Source organism: Alcanivorax sp., from assembly GCF_040118815.1.
Classification (GTDB): Bacteria; Pseudomonadota; Gammaproteobacteria; order Pseudomonadales; family Alcanivoracaceae; genus Alcanivorax.
The window spans coordinates 854,164-866,949 of the sequence record NZ_JBEDTC010000015.1 but is presented as its reverse complement, the minus strand read 5'-3'; the positions used below and the strand labels follow the sequence as shown (position 1 = coordinate 866,949).

At 52.7% G+C, this 12,786-nt stretch carries 8 protein-coding genes; 1 reads left to right on the top strand and 7 read right to left on the bottom strand.

Going from position 1 to position 12,786, the window contains the following annotated elements; translation table 11 throughout:
* The 5 genes from ABNH18_RS13170 to dbpA form a co-directional block, all read right to left on the bottom strand.
* Nucleotides 1-1,944: Ig-like domain-containing protein (locus ABNH18_RS13170; RefSeq protein ID WP_349383252.1), on the bottom strand; the 1,944-nt coding region annotated here is incomplete at its 3' end.
* Between the two features lie 56 nt (nucleotides 1,945-2,000).
* Complete coding sequence (locus ABNH18_RS13165) at nucleotides 2,001-3,455, bottom strand: HlyD family type I secretion periplasmic adaptor subunit (protein ID WP_349383251.1); 1,455 nt, start codon at nucleotides 3,453-3,455, stop codon at nucleotides 2,001-2,003.
* A complete protein-coding gene (locus tag ABNH18_RS13160; protein WP_349383250.1) occupies nucleotides 3,452-5,581 on the bottom strand; it encodes a type I secretion system permease/ATPase in 2,130 nt (709 codons plus the stop codon). Before ABNH18_RS13160 ends, ABNH18_RS13165 begins: the two co-directional genes overlap by 4 nt.
* Nucleotides 5,582-5,596: 15 nt before the next feature.
* Nucleotides 5,597-7,381, bottom strand: a complete 1,785-nt coding sequence (locus tag ABNH18_RS13155; protein ID WP_349383249.1) for a TolC family outer membrane protein — start codon at nucleotides 7,379-7,381, stop codon at nucleotides 5,597-5,599.
* A 988-nt stretch (nucleotides 7,382-8,369) separates the two neighbouring features.
* The gene (gene dbpA, locus ABNH18_RS13150; protein ID WP_349383248.1) at nucleotides 8,370-9,749 is read right to left on the bottom strand and encodes an ATP-dependent RNA helicase DbpA; all 1,380 of its coding nucleotides are present in this window, start codon (nucleotides 9,747-9,749) and stop codon (nucleotides 8,370-8,372) included.
* A 149-nt stretch (nucleotides 9,750-9,898) separates the two neighbouring features.
* On the opposite strand from dbpA, the gene ABNH18_RS13145 reads away from it, so the two are divergent.
* Complete coding sequence (locus ABNH18_RS13145) at nucleotides 9,899-10,591, top strand: 4'-phosphopantetheinyl transferase family protein (RefSeq protein ID WP_349383247.1); 693 nt, start codon at nucleotides 9,899-9,901, stop codon at nucleotides 10,589-10,591.
* A gap of 4 nt (nucleotides 10,592-10,595) precedes the next feature.
* On the opposite strand, the gene fhuF is transcribed toward ABNH18_RS13145, so the two are convergent.
* Both fhuF and ABNH18_RS13135 read right to left on the bottom strand, forming a co-directional pair.
* On the bottom strand, nucleotides 10,596-11,360 hold the full coding sequence (fhuF, locus tag ABNH18_RS13140; RefSeq protein WP_349383246.1) for a siderophore-iron reductase FhuF: 765 nt from the start codon (nucleotides 11,358-11,360) through the stop codon (nucleotides 10,596-10,598).
* Nucleotides 11,360-12,652, bottom strand: a complete 1,293-nt coding sequence (locus ABNH18_RS13135) for a lysine N(6)-hydroxylase/L-ornithine N(5)-oxygenase family protein (RefSeq protein ID WP_349383245.1) — start codon at nucleotides 12,650-12,652, stop codon at nucleotides 11,360-11,362. Before ABNH18_RS13135 ends, fhuF begins: the two co-directional genes overlap by 1 nt.
* Nucleotides 12,653-12,786: the final 134 nt, after the last annotated feature.

The window sequence follows — 12,786 nt, the reverse complement described above, 5'->3', positions numbered from 1 at the left end:
CGTCAGCACCAGATCGCTGTTGCGCGGCGCGTTGTCCACCGTCGCCGTCAGCGTAATGTCAGACCCTTCCGCCACCGTCGGGTTGTCCAGGCTCACCGTGCTGGTGTCGTCCGTGTCGCTCACCACCGTGGCTATAGGCGCACCATCAATCGTCAGATTCTCAAATACGCCTGATCCACCCAAACTATCTTCAACAGCATTGAGAATTTGATTAGTGATGGTCTCACCATCAACGTAAGCATCATCACCCTGAACGGGGAGACTAAAACTTCCGCTGGAATTGCCCGCAGTGATCGTCACGCTACCCAAAGTAGTGGTAACGGTAATATCGTTATTAGAGGTAACAATGTTTCCATCACTGTCTTTAAGAGTAACCGTGTACTCAAGATCAGGAGCGCCCTCGAAAACATTCGTTTCGTCAACAGAAAGCTCAGCGACAACAACAACGTTATCTACAGGATTCGATGCCGAATCGCTGCTGGCATTTCCTGCCGAATCCGTAACATCAACGTTAATCTCCACTTCGGTTTGGCCGTCTGCCACCGGCACGCCCACAACCAAGCCATTGTCGATATCATCTTGGGTTAGTTCATAATCGGTAATAGGGACACCATTACCGTCATTGATGGGATTCCCGTCTTTATCAGTGACGGTGAGCTTATCCCCGGGAAAAGTGGTGCCAGGGTCAAAGGTAATGGTGCCTTCAACCTCACCATCACTGGTGTCTGCCGCATTGTATTTGCCATTACTACCGGAGCCAGGCTCAAGCTCAACATCAACGTCCGGAGTCAAATTATCTACTGGTTTTGCATCCGACCCTGACCCTGTGTTGCCCACAGGATCAGTAACTTCTGCATTCAACTCAACGTTTGTTTGCCCCGTACTGACAGGTACATTGAGTGTAATACCGTTAGCAATATCATCATCGGTAATGGGTCGCTCGATGAGTACACTGCCATCTTTGTCAGTAATCTTAACGAGGTCGCCAGGTTCGGTGGTCGCGGGGTCAAAAGTTACGATACCAGTGACATTGCCATCGTTTGTGTCGGCATCATTATAATCACCGTTAGGACCGGAACCGGTCTCTAATTCGACTTCTACCGTAGGGGCAATAGCATCAGCTGTGTAAGACCGCTCTGTGTTACCTGAAACAGGCGTACCGTTCGGCTGCACACTGTCAACGGTTGCAGAGACGCTATTGTCTTGTGCCAATTCACTTCCCGGCACATCCACTTGCCAGGTCTTGCCGTCAGCATTTACTACTGTTTCATAAGCGCTTCCGTTCACCATAACGGTGACCAAATCCCCGGAGCTCACCCCGTCACCGACGGTACCCGAGACTGTGATGTCCTGCGCTGCTTCTGTCGCATCCACAATATCGTTGCCAGCAATGACATCAATTGAAATGCTGACATCAACAAGCTTAGAACCGGAATCAGGCTGACCGTTATTGCCTTCATCACGATCAAGATAAGGGTCGCTATAACGCGGATCATCATTAAAAAAGTCGATTTGCGGCAGGCTCAATCCGAAAGGACTAAGTACTTCTTTAATACGAGCAACGGTAACCGGCGTATAACCATTCGCCTCAATGATTTCGCCGATACGCACCAGCTGAACAAAACCATGACCTCCCGAAGAGCCAGCAGAGCTTGGATCAGAGAAAGAATTATCCGCCTCTGGTTTCTCTTCTCTCTCAATAGGAGTAGGCGCATTTTCATCGACAGCAAGATCTTCAAGCTGTTGCGCAGAAACCTGTTGATCCCCAAGGAACGTCAACCGCTGATTGTCACCAAAATCGAGATCAATACGAGCACCATCAGCCACAACTAAGGTTTCGTCAGAGCCGAGCTGATCTCCAACTTTAAGTGCGCGACGCTCACCGTTGGCATTAACGGCCCAAGCTTGACCGACTAGATATACAACGATTGCCAGGGCGTTCATAAAAGCCTCACAAAATGGTTATCAATGCGTGATACACACATTTGATTAATCAATCATTACCGCTCACTCAAAGCATTTGCTTTTGCACGCAGTAGTGGTTTGAGCAAGTACGACAAAATACTTTTCTTTCCCGTCATGATATCGAGCTGAGCCGTCATGCCAGGTATAACGGATAGATTGTGTGTTGAGTCATTTTCAGTTGTTACGGCTCGCACTAAATAAAATGTGTTATCTCTATCGTCGGTAATTGTATCGGCGCTAATATGCTGAATGGTTGCGGAAAGGCCACCATAAATAGAGAAATCATAGGCGTGAAGCTTGATCGTAGCAGGCAATCCAGGGCGCAAAAACGCTATATCTTTGGGCGCTATCTTGGCTTCAACCAAGAGACGATCGTCACTAGGGACAATTTCAACAATGGCATTACCTGGCTGCACAACCCCACCGATAGTATTCAACAACACACGCTGCACCGTTCCGTTTACCGGGGAACGAATTTCTGAAAGCCTGACCTTGTCGGCCAAACCGGCAACACTTTTTTCCAAGCTATTCAGCTGAGAACTGGCTTCGCTGAGTTCAGCTCGCCACTGGTTGCGCATAGAAGAGGCAACCTCTGACTGCCTGGATTCAGCCTCCTGAATACTCGATTTGACTTGACGGACACGAGCAGCGGCCTGCAAGCGCTCACCGTCAGCCGCAGCCTGATCGCGTCTCAACCGAAGAATTTCTATTTCCGAAACAGCCCCTGACGACAACAATGGCTCAGTCGCCTGCAACTCTTGACTTGACATGCGATAGGCTTTTACAGCCGCAGAAAGCCTGGCCTGAACCTCCCCAAGCTCCTGCTCTCTTTGCTCCAGCTGCTCCCGGGCAACAGAGACACGCTCACCCAACTCTTTCAGGCTTGCCTGATAATAGGCTTTCTCTTGTAATAATATTTCGGCTTGATCCGGCGTCTCAGCAGCACCAATATTCAAATACAGAGGCTCATTATTGATCTGCGCACGTAGTCGCTTTACTTTTGCAGAAAGCGACAACGCGCGAACGTTTCCTTCCTGAAAATTCGCCTCAAAACGCGTTGGATCTATTCGGACCAACAAATCGCCCTTGTTGACCTCTTCCCCCTCTTTTACAAAGACGGCCTCAATAACGCCGCCGTCTGCCGACTGTATGACCTGAAGGTGTCGAGAAGGAATCACTTTTCCTTCACCGCGAGTCACTTCATCAATCGGAGAAAGCCCAGCCCAGATAATCAAAACAATAAAGGTTAACGCGATGCCATAGATTAGGCTGCGGGCGCGAAGAGTCTTTTGCTCTTCTATCGATTGATCGGCATCCACAGACCATTGCCGGGATAAGCTACTAAACGCAGAGAAAAAAGGTCTAAAAAGGCGATCAACCAGCCTCTTTCCTCTAGCTCCCACGGAATCAGCCATACTCAAACGCTCAAAAGCTTGCTGCTCAAGCTGCTTCCTGGCGGCTTTATCAGCGAGCTTTGAGTCACTACTCATTTTGCCCCCCGCTGGATGCGCCCTTGCTGTAACGCCTGTAGCACTTGCTGTTTCGGACCATCAGCTACGACCTGCCCTCCATCCATTACAATCAAACGATCGACAAGATCCAGTAAACTCGTTCGGTGCGTGACTAGCACCATGCTTTTACCTTGAGCAAGCTGAGCCAGCCCTTTGCTAACATGCTGCTCCAGCATGCTATCCATAGCACTGGTGGGCTCATCAAGAAGAAGAATACTGCTATCAGACATTACTGCGCGGGCGACAGCGATAGTTTGACGCTGGCCGCCAGACAAACGATTTCCACCTTCGCCAACCTGCATGGACAAACCATCCGCATGCTCGCCCACCATCGTTTTCAGACCGGAAACATTAATCGCCTGCATCAACCGCTCGTTGCTTGGGTGGTCTATACCAAGAGTGATATTGTCATAGACCGTACCGCTGAGCAGCTGAACATCTTGTGGGATATAGCCAATATTGCGGCGTAATTCGGCGGGATCTATTTGGTTAATATTCACCCCATCCACCAGAAGATTGCCGGAAGTAGGCCGATACAAACCAAGAACCAGCTTTTCCAAGGTGCTTTTTCCCGAGCCTACAGGACCAAGAATCCCCACCCTTTCTCCAGCTCGAATATGTAAAGACACTCCGGCTAGAGCATTCCTATCTTCATCCGGGTATTTAAAAGAGACATCTCGAAGCTCAATTTCACCTCGTAACTTCCCCCTGCTTATAAACTGTTTTCCCGGAGCTCGATCCTGCTCCGCGCCCATCATTTGTTCCACTGATTCAAGAGCGGTAGCCGCTTGGTAGTATTGGCTAAGCAAGGAGGCTGTTTGTGAAACAGGAGCCATAGCTCTAGATGACAACATGTAAGCAGCGATTAATCCGCCTTGACTCATGTCACCATTAATAACCAAATACACACCAATAATAATCATTGCCACGGCCACGACTTGCTGGACCCAAGAAGCCCCTGCGCCGACCGACATGCCCAACATTCTCTGCTTTCCCGAACAGCCCGATATAAAGCGAGTAGATTGCTCCCAAGCGGTTTGCATGCGGCTGGCGCCGTTAAAACTCTTTAACGTCGGAGCCGCCACCAAACTTTCCACTAAGCCTGAGTTTCTCTGTGCACTAGCCTGGCTCACAGTGTCTGAAAGTTGACGCATAGTGGCCTGAACCGACACTGCGTACAGAATAATCAGCGCAGCCCCCAGCAAAACAGGAATAACCATCAGCGGCGAGATCAGTGTAATGATCACGACAAACAACAAGAAAAACGGCAAGTCTATTAACGCGGTGACCGTCATGGAGCCGATAAAAGAGCGCACTGATTCAAAAGATTGAACATTGGCTGAGAATGAACCCACAGACTGAGGAGCATGCTCCAGACGGGCGCCCAAGATGCGCTCCATGATGCGAGCAGATATAGTGATGTTGGCCCGGTTTGCCGCCAACTCCACAAACCAACTACGCAATAAGCGTAGCGCCAAATCAGCACAGATAATTGCCACGGCACCTATGGCCAATACCCACAACGTCTCGGTGGCATGATTAGGGACCACGCGATCGTATACATTCATGACGAACAGCGGCATGGCCAACGCGAACAGGTTAATAAAGAAAGCGGCAACCAGAATATCTCGATATACCGGCCGGTTAGCTTTAATCACACTCCAGAACCAATGGCCTTGATCTGCGGTGGAGTGAGTACCGGTTTTGCGTCGATTCAGGCGAAAATCAGGGCGGCAATACAATGCAATACCGCTATAACTTTCCTGAAAACTGGCCAAATCCAGTTCTTCAGCCTGCATGTCCAACTCAGGCAACTGAACTTGGACCTTCTGCCTATAAAAATCGATGCCCTGCAACAAACAAGCGCGATTTCCTTCCAGCAATACAACACAAGGAAATAGCAATCCATTAAGGCGCGCCAGAGGCTGACGCACCAGCTTCACTTTCAGATCAACCCGCTCAGCCGCTCGCGAGAAGACCGATGGCGTTAGACAGCCATCGACCAACGGCAAGCCCGAGACTAGTGCATCACGACTGGTTGCCGCCCCATTTTCAGCAGCCAACCAAAGCAGGCAGGCGCTTAAGGGGTCATTGGTCAAATCCATAAGACCCTTTCACCATTATTTTCCGGAATGGATCACGCGAACCTCAACGCGGCGATTTAGTGCACGCCCCTCTGAGGTGTCATTAGTTGCATTTGGCTGATACGACCCGGCGCCAAACACCCTCATGACCGTATCATCAACGCCATAGCTAATTAGAGCATCTCGTATCGCAATGGCTCGTGAAAGTGACAATTCACGATTAAGCGCATCGGATCCAGTACTGTCTGTATGCCCCACGATAACAATGGATTTCGGCGTCCCTTGTTCCGCCAAGCGTAAAGCGAGCTGCTGAAGGCGCGCCTCCGCTTCGGGTTTGAATTCAGCACTACCAATGTCAAACAAGGTATCACTACCCAAACTCATGACCTGTTCAGGTTCAGCGCTTTGGAGGTAACGGTCAAAGCTCCCGTCCCCTTCATCCGGCAGTGTGCAATAACGACTGTTGCCCGGGTCCACGTCATCATTAATGTCACCCAAATCCGGGAATGCTTCATTAGTAACCGACAGGGTTTCTAGTAGCCTCCCCATGCTTTGCAGCGTCTGTAAACGATTAATGTGCAGATCATAGAAGCCGCTAACATAGGCGCGCCGCGCTTGAAAGAATTCATTCTCAGAGTCGAGAACATCCAACAAAGAGCGGCGACCAATATCAAATTGCTCCCGGTAAGCGATCAATACACCCTCGGCACGATCACGATGAGCTGCAAGAGGCTCAAGTTTCTCCTGCAAATTTAAAGCATCGCCATGAGCAACGGTGGCCGTCTGTCGAAGGTCAACACAGGCTTTATCACGCAGACTTTCAGCCTGACTGATCCGACGATCTGCCGCTCGCTCTGCTGCAAGATCACTGCCACCACGGTACAGGTTGTATCGCATGCGCAGCTCAACCACTGTTTCATCGCCATACGAGTGCGGATCTGTGCGATTGTCAAAACTGTTATTGTTCCTATAGGCACCATGACTGGCCCCAAACTCAAAAGTGGGATAGCGGCCAGCTTTGGCTTCACCGTAGGAAGCCTCAGCAGCTTGAATTTCTTCAAAAGCAGCAAACAATGCAGGATTATTTTTATATGCACTGTTTAGCACCTTCCACAAATCATCAGGTACAACATCAGCTTGCACCTCATAGGGAGATAGATCTTCAGCGGGAAAACGCCCTACTAAGCGTTGAAACCTGGCGGTAACCGTTTGCAGGTTAGCGACCTCTGTCAGCAGATTGGACCGAGCCAACGAAAGGCGACCATCAATCTGTTTAAGGTCAGCGCGATTACTAACCCCTCGACCAGCACGCTCACTGACGTGGCGCTGAACACGCTGGTGGTTAGCAACGTTTTCCTGGGCAAGGGTAACCTGTTCTCGCAGTTTCATTACGCTCAGGTAAGCCTCAGAAACCTCCAGAGCTTTACGCTCTGCCTCATCCAGAAGCTCATAATAACGAGCACGGCTACTATGTTCCGTTCTTGCGACAGCATTACGCACACGGAAACCATCGAACAGCATCTGCGTGAGAGAAACCTCTCCGTAATTTCGGCTATAACTACCGCGAGCATCGTAATCTCGATCGCCCGTGCCAAGCGATGCGCTCAGATCAAGAGACGGCAAATAGCCACCGAAAGCCTCACGCTGGTCATAAGTCGCCGCCTGAAAAGCATGTAAACGAACTTGAATTTCCGGATTTTTTTCAAGCGATTCCTGAACCACGCTTAGCAAATCATCTTGCGGCGCAGCGATGACGAAATCCGCACCAACGGTTAAGGAAAAAGCCAAGGCGAGTTTGGCGACGCTAATGGTTCTGCCCATAATACCCTCATAGGAATCCGTGCACGTCTTACACATCTAGCGCATACGGTAGATGTGCCGACAACGTTTTGATGTCTAAAACGCAGTAAAGCCATTGTATATACCCCTATAAGACAGGGAAACATGATTACCTCGTATGATAGACCTTAGAAAACAATTAATTATGACTTCCGTGCCAAAACTGTTTTCAGGACAAGAGACCATATCGCACCCTTAACAAACCGAGCTTAATCAGTGAGTCGATAGCGCTTTCGAAAAGAGCCATCAAAACCAGACTTCCGATAAGGAGTGACGCTGGTTTCGTCAGGTAAATTCGCCCTTTTCAAAAACAAGGCCTCAAGTCAATAATATCAATGAAAGGCCTTTCTACAAGGCAAGATTTGTTAAATACACCAAAGATGAAAAATCCCGTCAGATCAACAGATTAAGCATTTCATTAGGAGCAAAACCCCAATCGATTTATTCCAAGTTTAGGCCTTGGCTTGCCGCCATCTATATGCAACTATATTTATTTGATTGGCAGTAGCCACGGTCTCGCTCATAACCCCCTGACTGACCGAAGCTTTTATTTTGGATGTGTAGCTCGGCATGGGTGGCCCCATGTAGTGAGCAGCAGACCAGACCGTCTCTGTTCAACCAACAGATAAATAGCGCAGGCATCCAGAATACGATTACCAGACTCAAACAGGTGCGAATCGACCACCTGCGACGGGCCAGCTCCTCGTGTCCGGCAAAGCCCACAGGCGGACCGTGCCGGCGGGTAATACATGCTCTCGAGTGGAACATGACCCGCAGGCACCCAGAGGCCACGCTTAACATCAATATACCGCGGCGGAGCATCCATTCCGGGGCCATGATGTCCTTCTAGGCCAGCATGCCGTAGTTCACGCAGACGCGTTAGGCGTAATCAACGTGAATAAAGGGAGAAAATGACAGGCGTGAAGGAATAGGCCGAAGTGACGCTCCGACCACAAGCCCTGGAAGAGGCTTAAAGCTTTTTCACCCGCCGGTTTTTGCCTTTAATCTTTCCTTTCAACAACCGCTCTAGCGCCAGATCGGCACTGTCACGCTCAATCGCCACATAGGCCTGATAATCCGTGACAGAAATTTTCCCCACCTTGTTACCGGCAATCCCCGCATCACCAGTGAGTGCACCCAGGATATCACCGGGGCGCAGTTTATCTTTTCGGCCCGCACCAATGCACAAGGTGACGGTGGGCGGTTGCAGCGGCTCGCCCTCACGGGGCTTCAAACTATTGAGCGGGTGCCAGTTCAACGGTTCGCCCTGCAGTTCCTCGATGGCCATGGCCCGGCGGGATTCGCGGGGGGCGACAAAGTTGATGGCCAAGCCTTTTTCGCCGGCACGGCCGGTGCGGCCTACCCGGTGGATATGGGTTTGCGCTTCATGGGACAGTTCCGCGTTGATAACCATATCCAGGCTATCAATATCCAACCCGCGCGCTGCCACATCCGTGGCAACCAGCACCGACAGGCTGCGGTTGGCGAACAACGTCAGCACCTCATCGCGCTCACGCTGTTCCAGATCACTGTTGAGCACCATTGCTGACAGTCCCTGACGGTAAAGCTGATTCACTACCCCTTGGCACTGTTGCTTGGTGACACAGAACACCACACAGGACACCGGCCGGAAACAGGCAATAGCACGGGCCACCGCCTCTTCTCGCTCAGCGGGCGCCACTTCGTAGTAGCGCTGTTCGATCTGGCTGTTATCGTGGAGCGTTTCCACTTCCACATGCTGCGGATTATTCATGAAGGTTTCCGCCAGCTGTTTGATGCCTGCCGGATAGGTAGCCGAAAACAGCAGGGTCTGGCGACGTGCTGGCGTCTGCCGGATCACCTCGGCAATGCTGTCATAGAACCCCATGTCGAGCATGCGGTCCGCCTCATCCAGCACCAGCGTGTTCAAGCCCTCCAGGCTCAGCGTGCCCTTGCTCAAATGTTTGAGTACCCGGCCCGGCGTGCCCACGACGATCTGGGCACCGTGCTCCAAGGAGCCGATCTGTGGACCAATGGGCTGCCCGCCGCACAACGTCAGCACCTTGATATTGCCGGGGCCACGGGCCAGCCGGCGTATCTCCCCGGCCACCTGATCGGCCAGCTCCCGGGTCGGACACAGCACCAGCGCCTGGCAACCGTAATAACGCGGGTTGAGGGGGTGCAGCAGGCCAAGGCCAAACGCCGCGGTCTTGCCACTGCCCGTGCTGGCCTGGGCAATCACGTCATGCCCTTTGAGCAATAGCGGCAGGCTTTGCGCCTGCACCGGGGTCATGTTCGTGTAGCCCAGCGTCTCCAGGTTGGCGAGCAGTTCCGCAGTCAGCGGCAAGGAAGCAAAGGAAGAGTCAGTCACGGGGGCAGCCTGTGGCAAAGGTGGCAAGGAAATGCATGCGCCCAGTGTAGCAGTTGTCACATTCCCATGAGGATCAAATTACGCGGCGGTTAGCTCCTCCGGGGTTAGCTCCTCTGCTATAGTACCGGCAACCGGGAAATCTGCTGATCATGTCATTATTCCACCGCCCTGCATGCCTGTCTCACCTGCACCGCGAAGAGCTCGCCACCGGACTGATCCGCGTGGGCTGTCACTATGCCCCCGAGCGCCTTTGCGACGACAGCTTTGACCAAGCAGCGATCCCCCTGCCGCCCTCACTGACCACCGCCGTGGCCAAACGCCGGAGCGAATATCTGGCAGGCCGCTGGTGTGCCCGTGAAGCCCTCGCCATGCTGGGCATCCCCGGCCTGCCTACCCTGGGCCGGGACCGAGCACCGCAATGGCCTGGTGGCACCCTGGGCAGCATCACCCATAGCCAGGGCATCGCCGAGGTGATGGTGGCCGACGCACGCCATTGGTTGGCCGTGGGGCTGGACACTGAACGCTGGCTCAGCGCAGAGCGAGCGGCGCGCCTGTGCCGGGAATTACTGACCCCTGAAGAAAGACAACAACTGGAAGGGCTGTCAGACATTCAACGCGCCAACCGCATCACGCTGATTTTTTCCGCCAAGGAGAGTCTGTTCAAGGCACTCTACCCACTAACCGGCAAGCGCTTTTATTTCCACGATGCAGAACGACGGGACACGCGTTCGCTGACCCTGCTAAAAACCTTGTCAGCAGACTGGAAGCAAGGCGCCACAATCCCCTTTCGCTGGCGCGAACGGCAACAAGGCGTGCTCAGCTGGATTGCCCTGCCCCGTTAAACCGTTACGCGGCCATGCCCTTGCGGCACAACCTGGGGCAGTCTTCGCAAAGCGCCGTATCAGGCAACCGAAAACGGATACAGCAAGTGCGACGCACGGTCAGCCTTTTTCCCGTATTGGCATTCAAACGTTCCTGATAGGCCCCAAATAACGGATTTTTATCTCCGCTTGCGAAGGTGGGCTGCTCAAGCAATGCCTGGCCCGGTGCCCAGAACATCTCGGGCAACCCCGTATTTTTCAGCTCCCCCATAAACCAGTAAATATAACGACTGGCATTACTCCACAGCACCCGAGGTGACAACCCCAGTGCCTGCTGCCAGGCGCCAATGACCGGTTGCAGGTTTTCCAGCATTAACCGTTCAAAACGCGTCAGCGGATGCAACGACACATTTGAAGATGGCGAGGACTCTGAGGGTGTCGCCAGCGGCAGCCCATCATCCGGCAACACAAAGACGCAAGGCAGACCGTCCGCATCCAGTTCCACTGCCAATGTATCCACCGATACCGGCAACTCACGCTGGAGAATCAGGTTGGCGGCCAGCACCGGAGGGATCAGGCGTAAAAAATAGTATTTGCTCCAGATCGACAGCAGCGCCCGTTCATCCTCGCCCACCAGATCGGGACGAAACTGCCACAGGCACTGCCGCAACCGCTGTGCATCAAACAGGTCGCTCAACGGGATTGCTGTATCGTCAGGTTCTGCCAGACGCAGCAAGTGCCCATAGGAAGCAAATCCCCCTTGAAACAAGGGGGCCAGAGCCGGAATCATCAGCTCGCGCAGGCCGTGGCAGCGGGGCGGCGTTGCCGTTCTATCAGGGCATCGACCACTTCCTGTGAACGCACTGCCAGGATAGACAATAAGGTATCACTGAGGCCGTGGGTTTCTTCGCAGCAGCCCTGCAGGAAGACATTGGCGTGGCAGCCTGGCGCCATGGGCAAACGGTAACAGCGCTCCACACCTTGCTCGGACATCCAGTCTGCCATCGGCGACAACAATTCTTCATGCCCGTTACGGTTGTAACCGGTGGCCAACACCACGCCGTCGTAGACTTCGGTCTGCTCCACACCCGTATCCTTGTTGCGCAATGTCAGCAGCACACGGGTGCCATCGTTCTGCACACCCACGATATCGCGATTGGACAGGAACCGGTGCTGTACCTTGCCGGTGACTTTCTGCAAATAAAGCCGTTCGTAGATCTGTTCGATTTCCGCCAGGTCGACCACTGCATAATTGGTCTGGCTGAAACGCTGAAGGAAATCCTGTCGCTCAGATTCGGGGCGCGAGTAAATCGTATCGGTAAACGCAGGATCAAAAATTTCGTTTACAAAGGCACTGTCATCAGCCGGATGCAGAGCACGGCTTCGGCTGACCAGATCCATCTTGCCATCCGGATACTGATCCATAAGATCCAGATAAATTTCTGCAGCACTCTGACCCGCGCCAATCACTGCAATACGTGGCGTTTCATGGCGACCAAACCGCTCATACTCGTGCTTGTAACGGGAGGAGTGAACCATGTTATCGCCCATCTTACCGGCGAAAACAGCAGGGATTTTCGGGTAACCCCCAATGCCGATGACCAGGTTACGGGTGAAAATTTCCTTTTCGCTGCCATCGGCATCACGCGATCGGATACGTACCCATTCCACTTCGCCACCCTGCTCCACCGGCTCGATGGCAATCACTTCCTGACCGTAGTGAACCCGCTCCTGAAACTGATCGGCAGACCAGCGCATGTAGTCGTTGTACTCCACACGGGTGGGAAAAAAAGTGCCCATGTTAATAAAGGAATCCAGCCGATGATTGTCATGCAGGTAGTTAACAAAAGTGAAACGGCTGGCCGGATTACGCAGCGTCGCCAGGTCTTTCAGAAACGACACCTGCATGCGGGTACCTTCCAGCAACATGCCACCGTGCCATTCAAAGCGGGACTGCTTTTCGAGAAAGCAGTAACGCAGCCCTTGCAGGTCACTCTGCTCTTCCAGTGCGATAGCAATAGCCAGGTTAGCCGGCCCAAAGCCGATACCAACAACATCGTATTCCTGGGAATGAACGCTCATGGGGATGTGTCCTCAATGTGGCGGAAGCCGGTCCTGGCTTCCGGGTTATCCATACACCGACCGCCGAAGGAATCGGAAGGTCAGCCACCAGGGAGCCTCCGGACAACTCCTTGCATACTCAGCGTGTCCTGAAG